Source organism: Actinoplanes philippinensis, from assembly GCF_900113015.1.
Classification (GTDB): domain Bacteria; phylum Actinomycetota; class Actinomycetes; order Mycobacteriales; family Micromonosporaceae; genus Actinoplanes; species Actinoplanes philippinensis.
In genome coordinates this window covers 18,958-37,316 of sequence record NZ_FONV01000029.1, presented here as the reverse complement: position 1 = coordinate 37,316, position 18,359 = coordinate 18,958, and the positions used below count along the sequence as shown (strand labels likewise).

The 18,359-nt window shown below is 73.4% G+C and carries 11 protein-coding genes; 8 read left to right on the top strand and 3 right to left on the bottom strand.

Going from position 1 to position 18,359, the window contains the following annotated elements; genetic code table 11:
• The first annotated feature begins 112 nt into the window (after positions 1–112).
• Positions 113–4,174: a bifunctional nitrate reductase/sulfite reductase flavoprotein subunit alpha gene (locus tag BM290_RS44025; RefSeq protein WP_093621988.1), complete on the top strand. Its 4,062-nt coding sequence runs from the start codon at positions 113–115 to the stop codon at positions 4,172–4,174.
• Here the strand turns inward: BM290_RS44025 and BM290_RS44020 are convergent.
• Complete coding sequence (locus BM290_RS44020; RefSeq protein WP_093621967.1) at positions 4,171–4,554, bottom strand: MarR family winged helix-turn-helix transcriptional regulator; 384 nt, start codon at positions 4,552–4,554, stop codon at positions 4,171–4,173. The genes BM290_RS44025 and BM290_RS44020 overlap by 4 nt on opposite strands.
• 101 nt (positions 4,555–4,655) lie before the next feature.
• On the opposite strand from BM290_RS44020, the gene BM290_RS44015 reads away from it, so the two are divergent.
• Positions 4,656–6,104, top strand: a complete 1,449-nt coding sequence (locus BM290_RS44015) for an MFS transporter (RefSeq protein ID WP_093621966.1) — start codon at positions 4,656–4,658, stop codon at positions 6,102–6,104.
• A gap of 210 nt (positions 6,105–6,314) precedes the next feature.
• Here BM290_RS44015 and BM290_RS44010 read toward each other — a convergent pair whose 3' ends face one another.
• On the bottom strand, positions 6,315–10,367 hold the full coding sequence (locus tag BM290_RS44010; RefSeq protein WP_093621965.1) for an SCO7613 C-terminal domain-containing membrane protein: 4,053 nt from the start codon (positions 10,365–10,367) through the stop codon (positions 6,315–6,317).
• 146 nt (positions 10,368–10,513) lie between these two features.
• On the opposite strand from BM290_RS44010, the gene BM290_RS44005 reads away from it, so the two are divergent.
• A complete protein-coding gene (locus BM290_RS44005; RefSeq protein WP_239144109.1) occupies positions 10,514–12,130 on the top strand; it encodes an amidohydrolase in 1,617 nt (538 codons plus the stop codon).
• Positions 12,131–12,145: 15 nt separating this feature from the next.
• Here the strand turns inward: BM290_RS44005 and BM290_RS44000 are convergent, their stop codons facing one another.
• On the bottom strand, positions 12,146–14,215 hold the full coding sequence (locus BM290_RS44000) for an MMPL family transporter (protein WP_093621964.1): 2,070 nt from the start codon (positions 14,213–14,215) through the stop codon (positions 12,146–12,148).
• A 52-nt stretch (positions 14,216–14,267) separates the two neighbouring features.
• On the opposite strand from BM290_RS44000, the gene BM290_RS43995 reads away from it, so the two are divergent.
• The 5 genes from BM290_RS43995 to BM290_RS43975 all read left to right on the top strand — a co-directional run bounded on the left by BM290_RS43995 (position 14,268) and on the right by BM290_RS43975 (position 18,232).
• The gene (locus tag BM290_RS43995; protein ID WP_177320152.1) at positions 14,268–14,708 is read left to right on the top strand and encodes a MarR family winged helix-turn-helix transcriptional regulator; all 441 of its coding nucleotides are present in this window, start codon (positions 14,268–14,270) and stop codon (positions 14,706–14,708) included.
• An 11-nt stretch (positions 14,709–14,719) separates the two neighbouring features.
• Positions 14,720–14,929, top strand: coding sequence for a hypothetical protein (locus BM290_RS43990; RefSeq protein WP_093621962.1), 210 nt, complete (start codon positions 14,720–14,722; stop codon positions 14,927–14,929).
• A 9-nt stretch (positions 14,930–14,938) separates the two neighbouring features.
• Entirely contained in the window at positions 14,939–15,856 is a 918-nt protein-coding gene (locus tag BM290_RS43985; RefSeq protein ID WP_093621961.1) for a hypothetical protein, read from the top strand.
• Between the two features lie 253 nt (positions 15,857–16,109).
• Positions 16,110–16,994, top strand: a complete 885-nt coding sequence (locus BM290_RS43980) for a discoidin domain-containing protein (protein WP_093621960.1) — start codon at positions 16,110–16,112, stop codon at positions 16,992–16,994.
• Positions 16,995–17,332: 338 nt separating this feature from the next.
• The gene (locus BM290_RS43975; RefSeq protein ID WP_239144110.1) at positions 17,333–18,232 is read left to right on the top strand and encodes a hypothetical protein; all 900 of its coding nucleotides are present in this window, start codon (positions 17,333–17,335) and stop codon (positions 18,230–18,232) included.
• Positions 18,233–18,359: the final 127 nt, after the last annotated feature.

Sequence of the window (18,359 nt, the reverse complement as noted above, 5' to 3'; positions counted from 1 at the left end):
CGTCCGGCCGGGTGAGGTGACCTCCGGGTAATCGTCGACGCACCTTCAAGTGACCACGTGGAAACCGGGGCTTTCTAGGTTTGACGGGCGAGCTGAACATAAAGGGGTGTCCGTGGCTGCCGATGTCACCCAGGTGAGAACCGTGTGCGGGTACTGCGGCGTCGGCTGCGGGATGGTGCTCGACGTGGCGCGCCAGGACGACGGCCCGCTGAAGGTGATCAAGGCGAGCGGCGACCGGGGGCACCCGGCCAACGCGGGCCGCCTCTGCACCAAGGGCGCGACCAGCGCCGAGCTCCTCGCCGCGCCCGGCCGGCTGGACACCGCGCTGGTCCGTCCCGCCCGCGGGGCCGCCCCCGCGCCGCTGGCAGTGGACGCGGCGATCAGCGAGACCGCCCGGCGGCTGCGCGCGATCGTCGACGAGCACGGCCCGGACGCCTTCGCCATGTACGTCTCCGGCCAGATGACCCTGGAGGCGCAGTACCTCGCCAACAAGCTGGTCAAAGGCTTCATCGGGACCAACAACATCGAGTCCAACTCGCGGCTCTGCATGGCGAGCGCGGGCACCGGATACAAACTGTCGCTCGGCGCCGACGGGCCGCCCGGCTCCTACGACGACCTGGACCACGCCGACGTGTTCCTGGTGATCGGCTCGAACATGGCCGACTGCCACCCGATCCTCTTCCTGCGCATGATGGAGCGGGTCAAGGCCGGCGCCAAGCTGATCGTCGTCGACCCGCGGCGCACCGCCACCGCCGAGAAGGCCGACCTCTTCCTGCAGATCCGGCCCGGCGCCGACCTCGCGCTGCTCAACGGCCTGCTCGGGCTGATCACGCCGGACCTCGGCTTCATCGAGGCGTGGACCGAGGGCTGGGAGGCGATGCCGGAGTTCCTGGCCGACTACCCACCGGACCGGGTTGCCGAGCTGACCGGGCTCGCCGAGGCCGACATCCGGACCGCGGCCGCGTGGATCGGCGCGGCCGGCAACTGGGTCAGCCTCTGGACCATGGGCCTCAACCAGAGCACCCACGGCACCTGGAACACCAACGCCCTGATCAACCTGCATCTGGCGACCGGCGCGATCTGCCGTACCGGCAGCGGCCCGTTCTCGCTCACCGGCCAGCCCAACGCGATGGGCGGGCGCGAGATGGGCTACATGGGCCCGGGGCTGCCCGGCCAGCGGTCCGTGCTGGTCCCGGCCGACCGTGAGTTCACCGAGAAGGTCTGGGGCGTGCCGGCCGGCACGCTGCGCACCGAGGTCGGCAAGGGCACCGTCGACATGTTCGAGCAGATGGCCGCCGGGCGGATCAAGGCCTGCTGGATCATCTGCACCAACCCGGTCGCCTCGGTCGGCAACCGGCGCACCGTCATCGCCGGTCTCGAAGCCGCCGAGCTGGTGATCACCCAGGACGCGTTCGCCGAGACCGAGACGAACGCCTACGCCGACATCGCGCTGCCCGCGGCCATGTGGTCCGAGGCCGACGGCATCATGATCAATTCGGAGCGCAACCTCACCCTGGTCCACCCGGTGGTCCCGGCCCCGGGCGGGGCGCTGCCCGACTGGCAGATCATCGCCCGCGTCGCGGCCGAGATGGGTTACGGCCCGGCCTTCGGCTACGGCTCGGCCGAGGAGATCCTCGAGGAGATCACCACCTTCGCCAACCCACAGACGGGGTACGACCTGCGCGGCGTCACCTACGAGAGGCTCGCCCGCGGCCCGGTCCAGTGGCCGGCCGCCCCCGGAGGCCCCGACCGGAACCCGATCCGCTACCGCACCGCCGACGGCGGCCTGCGGTTCGCCACCCCCAGCGGGAGGGCCGTCTTCCACGCCCGCCCGCACACCGACCCGGCCGAGATGCCCGACGACGACTACCCGTTCGTCCTCAACACCGGCCGCCTCCAGCACCAGTGGCACACCATGACCAAGACCGGGAAGATCGCGAAGCTGAACCGGCTCAACCCGGAACCGTTCCTGGAGATCAACGCGATCGACGCGGAGCGGCACGAGATCGCGGCCGGCGACCTGGTGGAGATCGCGTCCCGCCGCGGCCGGGCCGTGCTGCCCGCCGTCGTCACCGGCCGCGTCCAGCCGGGCGCCTGCTTCGCGCCGATCCACTGGAACGACCTGTTCGGCGAGTACGTCAGCGTCAACGCCGTGACCAGCGACGCCGTCGACCCGATCTCCTTCCAGCCGGAGCTGAAGGTGTGCGCGGTCGCCCTCACCCGGGTCGCCGCCGCCCCTGCCCCCGTCCCGGCCGGCCCCGGGCGCCCGGGCGTGCTCGGCGGGCACTCCATCGCCGAAGCGGCTCTCTCCGTCGAGGCGAACGCCGTGCTCGCCCGGCTCGGGCTGGACCCCGCCCCGCCCGTGCTCGACGAGGGTCAGCGGCGCTACCTGGCCGGGTTCCTCGCCGGCGCCACGCTGCGGCCCGAACCGGCGGCGCTCCCGGCGAACGCGCCGTTCGACGCGGCCACGGCCATGTGGGTCAACGGGCTGCTCGCGGGAGTGCTGTCACCCGTACCATCGCCGGCCCTTGATCGTGAAGCGAAGCCCGCGGCGGGCCGCCTGCAGGTGCTGTGGGCGTCACAGACCGGCAACGCCGAGGACTTCGCGCGGACCGTGGCCGGGCGTCTCGCCGAGACCGGGCGGCAGGTCAGCGTCCTCGGCATGGACGGGCCCGCCGCCGACCTGCTCGATCCCGGCGCCGACGTGCTGGTGGTGACGAGCACCTTCGGCGACGGCGACGCGCCGGACAACGGGAGCACCTTCTGGGACTCGCTGACCGGCGACAGCGCGCCGCGGCTCGACGGGCAGCGCTACGCCGTGCTGGCCTTCGGCGACTCCAGTTACGACGACTTCTGCGGGCACGGCCGGCGTCTCGACGAACGGCTCGCCGAGCTGGGCGCGGTCCGGCTGGCCCCGCGCGCCGACTGCGAGCCGGACTTCGAGGAGACCGCCGACGGCTGGCTCGCCACCGTTCTCGCCGCGCTGACCCCCACGGCTTCCCCAGCCTCGGCCGCGACACCGGCCGCACCCGTCGCCGCCGCGCCGGCCAGGGACGCGCCGGCCAAGGCCGCGCCGGTGACCGCCGCGCTGGTCGGCAACCGGCTGCTCAGCGGGCCCGGCTCGGCCAAGGAGGTCCGGCAGTTCACCTTCGACACCGGCGGGCTCCTCGACTACCGGGCCGGCGACGCGCTCGGGGTCTGGCCGGTCAACGGCGACGACCTGGTCACCGAATGGCTGGAGGTGACCGGCCTGGCCGCGGACACCACTGTCACGATCGACCGGGTCGGCGACGTGTCCTTGGCCGAGGCCCTCACCCGGCACCTCGACATCACCCGGATCACCACCGACCTGCTGCGGTTCGTCGCCGACCGCAGCGGCTCCGGCCACCTCAAGACCCTGCTGCGCGCCGGCAACAAGGGTGAGCTGGCCAAGTGGACGTGGGGCCGGCAGGCGGTCGACGTCCTCGCCGAGCACCCGGTCGACGCGGACGCCCGCGAGCTGGCCGGCGTGCTCAAGAGGCTGCAGCCCCGGCACTACTCGATCAGCTCCACCCCGGTCACCGACCCCGGCCTGGTCAGCCTCACCGTCTCGGTGGTCCGCTTCGACAACCATCGCGGCCGCTCCCGCAAGGGCGTCTGCTCCACCCATCTGGCCGACGCCCCGGCCGGCGCCGAGGCTCCGGTCTTCGTGCAGAGAGCGCCGCACTTCCGGGTCCCCGCCGACCCCAACACCCCGATGATCATGGTGGGCCCGGGCACCGGCGTCGCGCCGTTCCTCGGCTTCCTGCACGAGCGGCAGGTCACCGGCGCCCCCGGCGGCAACTGGCTGTTCTTCGGCGAGCAGCGCAGCGCCACCGACTTCTACTACGCCGAGGAGCTCGAGGCCCTGCGCGCGGACGGCATCCTCAGCCGCTTCGACACGGCGTTCTCCCGCGACCAGCGCTCCAAGATCTACGTCCAGGACCGGATGCGGGAGAAGGGCGCGATGCTGTGGGCCTGGCTCCAGGCCGGGGCCTGCCTCTACGTTTGCGGCGACGCCAGCCGGATGGCCCGCGACGTGGACCGCGCCCTGCACGACATCGCCGTCAACCACGGCCGCCTCACCGAGGAGGCCGCCACCGCATACCTGAAGCAGCTCGCCACCGACAAGCGGTACGTGCGCGACGTCTACTAGCTCGCGGCCGGGCTCAGGTGCTCGGCCAGCACGCCGAGATGCGTCCGGCGGGCCTCGGCCCAGCGCTGCCGGCCGGCCTCGGTGATCTCGACGAATACCTGACGCCGGTCGGCCTGGCAGCTGGTCCGTTCGGCCAGGCCGCCGTTCACCAGGCGGCTCACCGTACGGGAGAGGGCGCTCTGGCTGAGATACATCTGCTCCGCGAGATCCTGCATGCGCCGCTGCTCACACTCCTGGGTGGTGAGACGGTCGAGCGTCTCGTACTCACTGAGGGTGAGCCCGTGGGTGTCGTGCAGCACCCGCTCGAGATGGCATGCGACCTCGTTGTAAGAGTTCAGGAGCGATCGCCAGCGCTCGACGAGATCAGTTTCCGGCTCCATGCCGGGCATCCTACTCCCGCTCACAGTTTCATGCACCCGAAATATATGTGTCGACATGGATTGCGTGGACATTAGATGCGCACGCATATAACGTCGCTCCCGTGACTGTCACCGAATCCCTGACCCCGTCCACCACCGAGCCCTCCGGCGCCGGTCAGCGCTGGACCCCACGGCTCTGGGGTGTGCTCGCGGTGTTGTGCGCGGTTCTCTTCCTCGACGGCCTCGACGTCTCGATGGTCGGGGTGGCGCTCCCCTCGATCGGATCCGAGCTCGGCCTCTCCACCACCTCCCTGCAGTGGATCGTCAACGGCTACGTGCTCGGCTACGGCGGCCTGCTGCTCCTCGGCGGGCGTACCGCCGACCTGCTCGGCCGCCGCCGGGTCTTCCTCGTCGCGCTCGGCGTCTTCGCCGTCGCCTCACTCGTCGGCGGCCTCGTCGACGACGGCACCACCCTGATCGCCACCCGGTTCATCAAGGGCCTGGCCGCCGCCTTCACGGCGCCCACCGCGATGAGCATCCTCACCACCACGTTCGCCGAGGGCCCGGCCCGCAACCGGGCGCTGTCGATCTTCACGGTCTTCGGCGCCAGCGGATACTCCTCCGGCCTCATCCTCGGCGGCCTGCTCACCAGCCTCGGCTGGCGGTGGACCTTCCTCGTCCCGGTCCCGCTCGCCGTGGCAGCGCTGATCGCCGGCATCGCCCTCATCCCACGCGACCGCCCCGCCGCCGACGGCGGCCACGACGTGATCGGCGCCCTCACCCTGGTCGGCGGCATGCTCCTCGCGGTGTACGCGGTGGTCACCGCACCACAGAGCGGCCTCACCCCGGCCACCGTCGCGATCGCCGCTCTCGCCGTGCTCCTGCTCGCCGCGTTCGTGCTGGCCGAGAGCCGGGTCCGGCACCCCCTGGTCCGGCTCAGCATCTTCCGGATCGGGTCGATCGTCCGGGCCAACGCCAGCATGGTCGCGCTGCTCGGCTCGTACGTCAGCTTCCAGTTCATGATGACCCTCTACCTGCAGGACGTGCTCCACTGGGCGCCGCTGCGGATGGCCCTCGCCCTGCTCCCGGCCGGCCTGCTGGTCGCCTTCGGCTCCCCGTTCATGGGCCGGCTCATCGACCGGTACGGCACCGGCCCGCTCATCGTCACCGCGATGACCTCACTCAGCGCCGGCTACCTGTGGTTCCTCGCCACCGCCGGCTCCCGCCCCGGATACCTGCTCACCGTGCTCCCCGCGATGCTCCTGCTCGGCGGCGGCTTCGCCTTCGGCTTCAGCTCGATCATGGCGCAGGCCACCGACGGCATCGACGACTCGGAACAGGGCCTCGCCTCCGGCCTGGTCCAGTCCTCCGGCCAGGTCGGCACCGCCCTGGTCCTGGCCGTCGTCACCGCCCTGGTGTCCACGGCGACCACCGCGGCGGCCGGCGATTTCAATCCGTTCCGGCCCGGCGTCAACCTGGTCACCGGGGTCGCGGTGGCCGGCCTGCTGCTGAACGCCGTCATGCTGGCCACCGCGCGCCTCCGCCGCCCGGTCCCGGCGGCCGTCGGCTGACCCCGGTCCCGGCCGCGGCTGGCTGACCCCAATCCCGGCCGCCGCCGGCTGACCCCGGCCCCGGCCGCGGCTGGCTGCCCCGGTCTCGGCCGCTGTCGGCTGACCCCGGCCCTCGGCGCCGCCCGCAAGCCCCTTGATCAACACCGGGGCTCCCGGGCGGCGCCGTGCAGGAGCCGGCCCGGCCCGACGGCGCTTCCGCCCCCGGGCCGGTCAGGCCATCCGGCTGATGGCGTCCCGGAGCCGGGCCAGATCGCGGCGGCGCTGCTCCATGGTGGTGGCCACCCCGACCAGCAGCAGACCACCGACCGCGAGCGGAACCCACCGGGGCAGCAGATCCCAGAACTGGATCAACTCGTGCAGGGCCACGAGCAGCAGCGTCCCACCACCGGTGACGACCGGCGCCTGCAGCCGGGCCCGCGCGCCCGCCAGCAGCACCAGCAGCGCGCCCACACCGAGGAGCAGCCGGCGCGGGTAGTGCGGTTCGTCGGCGGTGCTGTTCGCGATCACCACGAGCGTCGGCAGGAACGCGGCGCCCAGCGCGGCGCCGTACGCGCTCCAGGACGGCAGATCGGGCCGTCCCCGGCGGGCGAACCACCCGGCGGCCAGCGCCAGTACGGCCGCCGGCAGGGTGTAGACCTCGGTGGTCCCGACGTCCCGCGACACCAGCAGCAGCCACCAGCCGATCAGCCCGGCCACACCCGCCGCGACAGCGTGACCGAACCGTACCCGCCGCGTCTCGCCCGGCCGCAGCGCCCGGACCGTCAGCACCAGCGCCCACAGCTTGCAGACCAGCGCCGCCCAGCCGAGGCTCTCGGTGAGAAAGACCGCCACCAGCGCGGACCCGTGCCCGACGACGAACGGCGCCCAGGCCTCCCGCGGCCTCCGCCCCGCGAGGACCGCTTCCAGGCCCACCACCAGGGCCGCCGCGGCGAGCACGAACAGCGGCGGCCCGGCGATCCCCACCGAGGTCAGATCAGCAAGGGTGTACGCGACGACGACCACCGAAACGGCCGCGCCCCACCACCCCGTGACCCGGTCGGGCTCCACCAGCCCCCGCCACCCGGCGACCCCGCCCGCCACCAGCACCAGGACGAACGCCGCCAGCGTGGCCCCGTGCCCCGCCGCAGACCCGGCCACCCCGGCCGCCCCCAGCGCCCCGAAGAGCGCCGCGGCCGGACCGCGCGCCGAGTCCCGCCCCGGCGTCGACGCCATGGCGAGCAGCCCGGCCAGCCCGGTGACCAGCCCCGCGATCGGCACCGCCGGCCAGTCCGCCCCACCGGCCGCGAAGACCATCGGCACGAGCACCGCCCCGAACGGCACCGCCACCCACCCGGCCACCCACCGAGCCGACCGTGGCACCCGGCCTCCGGACGGGCCCGGCCCGGCGGACGCCGGTGACGTCCCGTCCGCCGGGTGTCCCACGTCGAGCCCGCCTGCATCGCCCGGGCCGGAGTCATCGCCCGGACCCGCGCCGACGGGCGACGGCTCGCCGGGTGCGGAGTGGATGGTCGCGGAGTCCGAAGTGGCGCGCCGGGAGATCAGGATTGCGCCGGCGGCCGAGGCCGCGATCCCCGCCATCGTGAGGGCGACGACGCTGGACCAGGCGACCGGTGACTGCCGCGGCGGGATGTCCGACCAGATGTCGCCGAGCGCGGTCCACGGTTCGAGGAGCACGACCGCCAGGTCGGTGGCGGTGAACGCGTGCACCGCCAGCCCCGGCTGCACCGCCGCGACGGCGCCCGCTGTGGACCGGGTGTGCCGGATCGGCAGCAGGGCGACGACGAGCAGCAGGGCCGCCGCCGAGTACAGCACGGCCGGATCGTCGCCGGCCGCCGCCCACACCGGCGCGAACGCCGTCACGACCAGCGCGACCCCCAGCGACTGCGGCCCGTAGACGGGCACCAGCCGGTAGATCGCGTACACCACGAGACAGAGTGCCACCGCCACACCGAGCGTCACGCGCACCTGCACGGTTGCCGGAACGCCCGCGGCGAACAGCGCCGTCCACACCGCGACGGGAACCGCGATCAGCCCGGCGATCATTGCTCCGGCGCCCACGTCGGCACGGCGCGGCGCGTTCCGCAGACCCAGAGCGGCGCCCACCCCGAACACCGCGATCAGCCCGAACACCGCCGCCGCGACCTCGGCCCGGCCGAACCCGGTGATCACCGCGTGCATCAGCGCGGCCAGGCAGACCACGCCCCGGTATCCGGTGTCCTCCATCGTCCGCGACCGCGCCGCCAGCCCCAGCGCGACCACCGCGACGACGAGCCCGGCGACGGTCGCGGCCCACCAGGTCAGCCCGAACGCCCCCGGGACGATCAACCCCACCGCGGCGAGGGCGGTCAGGCCCAGGTTCGCGTGCGCGCGGCGGGGCAGCATCAGCGCGTACGCCGAAGCCGTCACGACCGCCGCGACCACCAGATCGGGTTCCGCCCCGGCGACGCCTCCACCCATCGGCGCGCCGAACACCGGCCGAGCCGCCTCCACGCTGCGCACGGCCCCCGCCATCGCGGCCACCAGCACGGCGATGCCCGGCGCCAGGCCCACCAGGAGCGCTCCCACCAAGGCCCCGAACCCGACCTCCCCCGGCACCCGCCGCAGCCAGGAGGCCCCGGCCGCCTCCCCGAGCCGTCCGCCGGCCGTCCCCGGCCGGCCATCGCTTCCACCCGTGCCCGGCGAATCGGCGGCCGAGGCCCCGGAATCGCCGGCCGAGGAGGCAGACGCGCCGGCCGGGGAGCCGGAAGCGCCGGGCGACGAAGCAGGCGCGCCGGAGGCGGCCGTGGTGGAGGGCCTTCTGGTGGTGGCAGCAGGGGAGCCGGAGACGGCCGTGGCCGAGGACGGTGTGGCGGCAGGAGGCAAGCCGGAAGGTGGCGCCGGGTGGGATGCGGCCGCAGCCGCCGGCGGTGTGGCGTCGGCGAGAGGGGAAGTGGTGGCGGACGGATCACCGGCGGGGGAGAGCGGCGGATCGCCGGCGGGGGAGAGCGGCGTGGCAAGGCTGACCGGGCGGGCGCGAGGCAGCACGGCGGCCACCGCCGCGAGGACGAGGGCCACGAGAGCGAGCCGCGCGGCCAGGGAATCGGAGCCCGGAACAGGCAGGGTCCAGGCCCAGCGGGCGCCCGCCAACCCCGCCACGACGACGAGCAGACCCGCGGCCGACGCCTGGCCGTGGCGTTCCCGGGTCAGGAGCGTCCAGGTGAGCAGCAGGGCCGGCGGCAGGAGCAGGGTCAGGCCGGCGAGCGCGGCCGGGCCCGGTTCGACGGCGACGGCGAGCGCGCGGAGGGCGAGCAGGCCACCCGTGCCGCCGGCGACCACGGCGCACAGGTAGGCGAGGACACCGCCACGGTCGGCCGTGAAACGGGCCGGGCGCGTGCGGAGGGCGGCCAGGTCGAGAGCGGCCGTGCCGGTGCACGCCAGGGACCATCCGACGAGGCCGGCGTCGCTGGTGGCGGCGACGAGCGGGAGCACCGGCTGGGCCATGAGCAGCGCCGCGATCCGTGGGCCGCGGAGTCCGGTCGTCGCCGCGTAGCCGAGGGCCACCGCCGCGGCGACGGCGAGCACCGTGGCCGCGTACGCCCAGGGATCCCAGCGGCCCACCCCCAGGAACCCGACCGCCCACGCCGCGAAACCGTCCAGAAGGATCATGAGCAGGCCGACGGCCGCAAGGGTCTCCCCGGCGCCGGTCAGGCCGCGCCGGACCGCGAACGGTGGCACCGCGAGGATCGCGACGGTGGCGCCGGCGAGCAGCAGCGCCCGCCCGGTGACGCCGACCTGCGCCCAGGCGACGGCGGTGAAGACGGCCGCCGCCACCACCAGCAGCAGGCCGCCGAGCGTGAACAGGACGTTCTGCACGGTCAGCGAGCTGAGGCGCGGCTCGGCGGGCGCCGGGAAGGAGACCGGCGCGGGGAGGCCGACCGGTGCGGGCCCGGCCGCGGCGACCGGGATCGGCGCCGGTCCGGATGAGGGCACGGATCCGGGTGTACGGCCGGCGACCACCCGGGCCGCGACCTGGTTCCGGGTGGCCCGCATGTCGTGCAGCCGCCGGTCCAGCGCCGAGACCCGGGCGCGGGCGTCGTGCAGCCGCTGGGTGAGGTCCGCGACGTCGGCACGCGCGTTCCGGAGCTCCCCGGTGAGGCCGGCGATGTGCCCGTCCAGCCGGATGACCTCCGCGGCGTCCGGGTCGGGGCCCGCGCCGCACCCGGGACAACCGTCCGGGAGGGCCGCGGTGGCGCCGCATCGAGGACAGGGATACGAGGTGGTCACGGTCGTCCTCGGGAAGAGCGGGCAGGGAAGGCCAGCTTCGCGCATCGGCGCAAGCCCGGGAGCCGCTCTTTCCGCCCCCGGGTGAACCCCGTCGCGCCCGTGCCGGTACTCCCTGACGAGAACCGCCGCACCGAGGAGGCATCCACGTGAGCGCCGCCGACCTGATCCTGATGGCCGACCGGATCCACACCCTGTCCGGTGACCGGGCCCCGACCGCGATCGCGACAGCCGGCGGCGTGATCACCGCGCTCGGCGACCGTGCCGACGCCCGCGACTGGCGTGGCCCGCACACCGAGGTGATCGACCTGGGCCGCGCCACGATCACCCCGGGACTGGTGGACGGCCACTTCCACCCGGTCATGGGCATCGGGCTCACGCGTGGCGTGGATCTGTCGTCCGTCCGTACCCTCGAAGGGTTGAGATCGGCCTTGCGGGCCGCGGACGTGGCGCCGGGCGGATGGCTGGAGGGCTGGGGTCTCGATCCGAACGCCTTCGAGGGCGCCCCGATCACCCACGCGCCCCTGATCGAGGCCGTCGGCCCGGACGTCCCGGTGTTCCTGCTGCTCTTCGACGCGCACTCGGCGCTGGTCAGCCCCCGCGCGCTGGCCATGGCCGGGGTCGGCGGCCCGCGGGCGTTCACGTCCGGCGCGAGCGTGGCCTGTGACGCGGACGGCGTGCCGACCGGGCACCTGCTCGAGATGGAGGCCCTCGACCTGGTCCGCACGCTGCTGCCGGACGACGCGCCGGCCGAGCGCCGGGCCCGGCTGGCCGGTCTGCTGCGGCGGATGGCGGCGTGCGGGCTGACCGCGGCGAACGGGATGGACTTCGAAGGCGACTCGCTGGAGCTGTTCCGTTCGCTGGAGGACGACGGGGAGCTGCCGGTCCGCTGGCGGTTCGCGCCGTTCGTGATGCCCGGAACCGGCCGTGACGGGCTGGATGCGGTGATCGCCCAGCAGCGGCTCGGCGGCCGTCGCTGGCGGGTCGAGGGCGCCAAGTTCATGATCGACGGGACGGTCGACGGCGGCACCGCCTGGCTCGACGAACCGGACACCCACGGCGAGTCGACCGCCTGCCTCTGGCCCGACCCCCGCGACTACACGGCCGCCGCCACCGTCCTGGCCGGACACGGGATCCCGCTGGTCACGCACGCCATCGGCGACGCCGGCATCCGGTACGTGCTGGACACCTACGCCGCCCTCGCCCGGACACCGGGCCGGCCCTCCCGCGTGCCGCACCGGATCGAACACCTGGAGACCATGCCGTCGGAGCTGATCGGGCGGTTCGCCGCACTCGACGTGACAGCCGGCATGCAGCCCACCCACTGCACCGGCTACACCCGCGCCGACCACAGCGACAACTGGTCGGCCCGGCTCGGCAAACGCCGCGCCGACCGCGCCTTCCGGGCTCGTGACCTGCGCGAAAACGGCGCCCGGCTGGCGCTCGGCTCGGACTGGCCGATCGCGGCGTTCGACCCGCGCGCCATCATGGCGGCCGCCCGCCTGCGCCGCCCCGCCGGCGAGCCACACGTCGAACCGGTCCTGCCGGAACAGGCTCTCACCGCCCGGATGGCACTGGAGGGCTACACCAGCGAGGCCGCCGCAGCGGCCGGGCTGGCCGGCAGGTCCGGCCGGCTCCGCCCCGGCCACCACGCCGACCTGACGGTCTTCGACCTCGACCCGCTGACGGCGGCCCCCGACGAGTTCGCCGAGTCCCCGATCCCCTTGACCGTCACCGACGGATCGATCACCCACCGGACCCGCTGACCGCCGCTGCGCCCGTCACCGCCCGCCCGGCTTCGGATCAGCCGTACGGGTGGGCGTTCGCTGCGGTGCCCGGCGCCGGTGAGGAGCCCACCAGTTGGCGCGACCCAGCGCCGCGACCAGGGCGGGAGCGAGCACGCCCCGCACGATGGTCGCGTCGATGATGATGCCGAGCGCCAGGGCGGTGGCCAGGATCTTCACCTCGGTGGTGGGCACCTGGGCGAGTGAGATGAAGGCCAGGAACAGGATCAGCGCGGCCGAGGTGACGAGCCGGCCGGTGCGGGCGACGCCGTGGACGGTGGCCTCGTCGGTGGCGTGGCCGTTGTCGTGTTCCTCCCGGATCCGCGACAGGAGGAACACCTCGTAGTCCATGGACAGCCCGAACAGGAAGGCGAACACCGCGATCGGGACCCAGGTGGTGATCGCGGCGGCGGCGCGCTGGTCGAACAGGAGTTCCGTGCCGTGCCCGTCCTGCCAGATCCACACCGTGATGCCGTACGCCGCGCCGAGCGAGATCGCATTGAGTATCAGGGCCTTGATCGGCAGGACGATCGAACGCAGCGCCCGCATCAGCAGCAGCGTGGTCACCACGACGATCAGCGTGATCACCCAGCCCGCGTTGCCGTAGACGGCGTCGACGAAGTCGGCGTCTCCGGCCGGCAGACCGCCGACCCGGGCCCCGGTTGCCTCGGCGGCCGCCCGGACCCGGGCCGCGGCCGCAGCCCCCTTCTCGGTGGAGGTGTCGGCGCTGGTCCACACGTCGACCAGGGATTCACCGGTGGGGCCGGCCGGCCAGGTCATCGCGGCGGCCACACCGGGCAGCCCGGTCACCGCCTCGCCGGCCACGGCGGGGTCGCGGGTGAGGATCTCCACCGGGGTGGTCAGGCCCGCGCCCAGGCCGGCGGTGTCGAGCCGGGTGACCGCGGTGCCGGCGTCACCGCCGGTGGAGGCGAGCGAGGCGTTGGTCGGCTGGCCGAGCCGGATCGTCGACACCGGAGTTGCCAGGGCCACTAACACGGTCACGGCCGCTGTCACCGAGATCCACCGGTGCCGGACGACGGCCGTGCCGATGCGCCGCCACAGCCGGCTCTCCGGATCGGTGCCACGCCGGTGCGGCCAGTCCAGTCGCCGGCCGGCCACCAGCAGCAGCGCCGGCAGCAGGGTGAGCGCGGCCAGGACGCTGATCGCCGGGATCAGCAGGCCGGTGAAGCCGACACTGCGCAGAAACGGCACCGGCAGGGCGATCAAGGCGGCCAGGCTCACGGCGACGGTGACTCCGGAGAAGAACACCGAGCGGCCGGCGGTGGCCAGCGCGCGGTTGACGGCCTGCTCCGGTGAGGCGCCGTGGCCGAGTTCCGCACGCCACCGGGTGACGATCAGCAGTGCGTAGTCGATGGCCACGCCGAGCCCGATCAGCGCTAGCAGGAACTGCACGATGAAGGAGATGTCGGTCAGACCGGTCAGACCCCAGACGATCAGGAAGGTGGTGAGAATCGAGCCGGCCGCGATCAGCAACGGCATCAGTGCCAAGGCCGAGCCGAACACCACCAGCAGTACGATCAGCGCCCCGGCGCCGCCGAAGATCGTCTCGACCAGCACGTCCGCGCCCTGGTCGCCGCCGCTCTGCGCGACCAGCGCATCTTTGCCGGTCACCGTGACCTGCTGTTGTGCGGCCACCTCGGTCAGGATCGGCAGGGCGGCGGCGTACGGCTCCGGCCCCGGCGTGATGCGTGGGTAGACCACGACGACACCGGTGTGTCCGTCGGCGGAGAGCAGCGACGCCTGGTCGGCATACGACAACACCCGTGCTCCCGGCAGCGCCTGCTCGACCGCTGCGGCCACCCGGCGCGCCCGCTCCGGTGCCGGGTGGGCATCGATGAGCAGCACCGGGGCCGCGTCACCGCCCGAACCGAAGGTCTCCTTGATGACCCGGTTGGTCTCGTACCCACGTTGGCCGGGCAGCGAGAAGTCGTACGTCAGAGCGGCTGTGGCCCGGGGCGCGGCGAAGCCACCGGCCAGAGCCGTCACCATCCAGGCGAGCAGAACCCACCAACGGTGCAGGACGACGAACCGGGTCAGACGTTCCATCGACTCAAGGTATCAGGCACCTGATAGTTGGGCGAGCTTCTACCATCGGCCGGTGAGTGTCGAACCGACCTGGCCCGGCCCGGCGCCCGAGGACATCGCCGTCTGGACCCTGGTGCAGGCCAGTCACGTCGTCGCCCGCCGGTTCCGGGAAGCGTTGGGTGAAGCCGGCCTCACCCCCACCCAGTTCGGTGTCCTGCTCGAGTTGGACCTGCGTCCCGGCCTCGCCAACGGTGAGGTCGCCCGAGCCGTTCTGGTCACTCCTCAGTCGATGAGTGATCTGCTGGTCTCCCTGCAGCGTCTGGGCTACATCGAGCGTGATGCCTCCGCCGGGCACGGCCGCCGGGTCCCGGCCCAGCTCACCGCCGATGGCCGCGCCGCGTTGCGACGATGCGCGACCGCCGTCGAACTCGTCGAGACCTCGCTGGGCCTCGACCGTGAGCAGGCGGCCCAGCTCAATGCTCTCCTGCGCCTCGTGCTCGCCACCGCGACCTGAGCCGGCGACGGATGCCGGTCCGGCTGGCCGAGGTCGCCGATGTGGGGGAGCGGCGGGCCGTGCTGCGGGCGTTCCCCGCCGAGGTGCCGCACGGGGTGCCGTTCTTCGTCCGGATCGGGTTGGTCGCCACCGGTACGGCGGACGAGTTCGAAGCAGCCGCGGATCGAGTGGCCGTCTTTGAAATCATCACTATTACGCCGAAGCGCATAAATGATATCTAGCCTGTAAGAATGGCTCTCTCAATCCATCGCAAATTCACCTATCCCGCCGCTCTCGTGCTTTCCGCGGGGCTCGGCCTGTCCACGGTCGCGGGTGTCCCGTCACCGGCGAGCGCGGCGCCTGTCATCGCGGGTGTGCCGGAGCCCCCGGATCGGTCGGAGAAACTGAAGAAGGCGCTGATCACCGAGGCCGACGTCCCCGACGGCTACGTCAAGCAGGACATGGAGGGCTTCGAGTCGATCCTGGCCGAGATGATCACCGCGCAGGACCCGGATGCCAGCGCCTGCGACGGGCTGTCCGCCCTGTCCGGCGGCGACGGGACGAGCGCCGCCGCGACCAGCGACGAGACGGACAGCGACGCCGCCGCGACCAGCGACGACGCGACCACCTCCACCCTCTCGATCACGGGCCCCTCGACGCCGCCCGCCCAGGGCCCGGCCCCCGCCGAGCCGGTCAAGGGCAGCCCGCCGGCAGTGGTCGGCCCGCCCTCCGCGCCCGCCCCGGTCCCGGGTGAGCCCGGTGCGACCGCCGGCGTCGTCTTCCTCCACGAGGACACCAACGCGGTGGCGTTCGAGGCGTTGGCCGTCGTCGGTGAGGACGCCGCGCTCGCAACGATCGACCAGGTGCAGGAGGTTCTGGAGGACTGCCCGGACATCGAGATCGAGACGGTCCAGGTGACGAGCCGGCCGCTGGCGTGGAACCCGCCGCTCGGCGACGAGTCGGTCACCGGCAGCGTGCGTGTGCAGGCCCGGTTCTTCGGCATCGACATCTCGGCGGACGTCAAGTTCGCGCAGGTCGCCTACCGCGACGTGGCGCTGACGGTCGGCCTCGTCGGTGCGGCCGACCCGAAGGACCGCGAGTTCAAGAAGATCACCCGCGCCGCGGTGCGCCGGCTGGTCACCACGTCCGGCGTGACCACCGCTGCTTGATCCCATCCCGATCCTGAGGGCGGGCATCCACGGGGATGGCCGCCCTCACTGCAAGGTTTCCGTACTGAAAGCCCCGGTGACCTGCCACGACACGGCGATGGTGATCGCTCTCACTTTCCTGGTGCTGATGCCCTGCACCGCGCCCTGCAGCCCCCGCCGCGACCTCCGGGACGACACCGCCCGGCGCCGATGGTGCGCCAAGATACTGCGCGGCGGTCGATGGCCCGCCGGCGATCGAGCGGGAGGAATCCGCGTGGAGGGGCGTGACGGCGGGCGGCCGGTGGATCCGGTGTCCGGGGAGCAGCGCAGGCCCTCACGGGCGGACAGCCTGCGGCTCACCCGGATGCCACAGATCCCGCGGGCCACGCCGATTCCGGGCCAGGGCGGTGGTCCGGCAGGTCCGCCGGCTCCCGCTCAGCGTGTTCCCAACCCGGAGGGGGTACGGTCGAAGCGCCCCGCCCAGCGCCGGCACCTCTGGATCGCCGCCGGTACGGCGTTGCTGCTCGCCGTCCCGATCGCCCTGCTCGGCGCCGACCGCCTCCGCGACCGCGCCCCGGCGTCGGCGGCGCCCCCGCCCGTGGAGTCCGCACCCGAGCCGGCCGTCTCCACCCCGCTCGCGTCGATCCCGGTGATCCCCGAGCCGGTCGCCACCGCCCCGTCGTCTCCGGCCTCGGCGCCGGCGTCGTCGTCGGCCACCGCCCCGGCATCGAGCGCCCCCGCCCCGAAACCCGGCGTGACCGGCCGCGCGAACCCGTCCGGCGCGAATCTGGCGCTGCAGGGCACGGCCACCGCGTCGGCTTCCGAGGGCGACCCGTGGCAACCGGCGAACGCCATCGACGGCGATCCGTCGACGCGCTGGTCGAGCGGTTTCTCCGATCCCCAGTGGATCCGGGTCGACCTGGGCCGCAACTGGCAGATCTCCGAGGTGGTCCTGGTCTGGGAGCACGCCTACGGCACCGCATACCGCGTGGAGACGTCGATCGACGGCAAGACCTGGAAGCGTGTCTTCGCCACCACGACGGGCACCGGCGGCACGGTCGGGATCAGCGAGAAGACCGTTGCCCGCTACCTCCGCATGTACGGCACGAAGCGCGTCAGCAGCTACGGATACTCCCTCCTGGAGCTCCAGATCCGCTGACCGGGTCACGACACGGGGGACCCCGGCGCCGGCCTGCACCCGGAGCCGCGATCCCCCACCGTAGCGCGCCCGACGATCACCTCGCACATGTCACCGTACGTAGTGGACTGTCGAAATGGTCGCCGGTCCACCCTCTGTGACCATCGATGGGTCCCCCTCCAGGGGTGCTCCGGAATATTTTTTCGGGCACTTAGTGCACGTGCTCTGAGCTGCGGTTTTGATGCCTTGTGGAGGGGTGATTCGGGATCCTTCCGGCATGAGCCGTTGAACCCCTCGGCGCCCTCGGCCCGTATGGCCCCCCAACCGACGGCATGGACGTTCAACGACGAGGAGTGATTATGAGGGCGCGCTCGTACCGACGTAACAACCCGGACAACCGGCGGAAGACGATCGGCGCGGCTGTGATCGCCGGAGTGCTCGTGGTGAGCGGGGTGGTCGGCGTCCAGCTGGCCAACGCCAGCACCGAGAAGGCCGGCGCCGGGGCGAAGGCCGCCGCCGACGTGATCACCGTCAACGGCCAGCAGTTCGACGTCTCCCAGTGCACCGAGCTTCAGATCGAGGGCGCGGACGTGATCTGCGACGGCGAGAAGCTCGCCCCGGTCGAGCAGCAGGCGCCCGGCGAGGCTGCCCAGGAGGCGGCTGTCGCTCTCGAGGCGGCGTGCGACACGTTCGCCGCCGATGTGGCCGCCGCCGCGGGTGAGGCCGGCGCCGAGGACGCCGCCGACGCCGCCGAGCAGGCCGCCGAGGACCCGGCCGCCGCCAAGGCCGAGAACCGGGCCCTCGCCAAGAAGTACGTCAAGATCTTGAAGGCGGCCAAGAAGGAGGCCGCCAGGAAGAACAAGGACAAGAACAAGGACAAGGGCGCTGCCGGCGAGAAGGGCGCTGCCGGGGAGAAGGGTGCCGCTGGGGAGAAGGGTGCCGCCGGGGAGAAGGGCGCTGCCGGGGAGAAGGGCGCCGCTGAGCAGGCCGCCGACGCGGCCGCCGCGGTGACCGACGCTCAGCAGGCGTTCCTGCAGTCCTGCCTGGCCCTGGCCGACGCCAAGGCGGTGGCCGCCGCTGCGGGCGCCGACGATGCGGGTGCCGGCGCCGACGACCAGGGCGCCGAGGACCAGGGTGCTGAGGAAGGTGCCGCTGACCAGGGCGCCGACGAGAAGGGCGCGGCCGGCGAGGGCGCCGCTGACGAGAAGGGCGCTGCCGAGGAGGCCGCCGGCCAGAAGGCGGGCACCAAGCGGGGCTGACCCCGCGGCACTCCAGAAACCGTGACGGTGGTCCGGGCGACGAGGCGGCGCCCGAACCACCGTCACACTCGTTTGCGGGCCGCGGCGCGGCTCGGCTCGGTGACCAGCGGCTTCAGCCCGGCGGCCG

Coding starts and splice junctions, on each gene's coding strand:
- BM290_RS43990 (WP_093621962.1), top strand. CDS start 14,720: ATGCCGGTCCGGCTGGCCGAGGTCGCCGATGTGGGGGAGCGGCGGGCC.
- BM290_RS43975 (WP_239144110.1), top strand. CDS start 17,333: ATGAGGGCGCGCTCGTACCGACGTAACAACCCGGACAACCGGCGGAAG.
- BM290_RS44000 (WP_093621964.1), bottom strand. CDS start 14,215: ATGGAACGTCTGACCCGGTTCGTCGTCCTGCACCGTTGGTGGGTTCTG.
- BM290_RS44020 (WP_093621967.1), bottom strand. CDS start 4,554: ATGGAGCCGGAAACTGATCTCGTCGAGCGCTGGCGATCGCTCCTGAAC.
- BM290_RS43985 (WP_093621961.1), top strand. CDS start 14,939: ATGGCTCTCTCAATCCATCGCAAATTCACCTATCCCGCCGCTCTCGTG.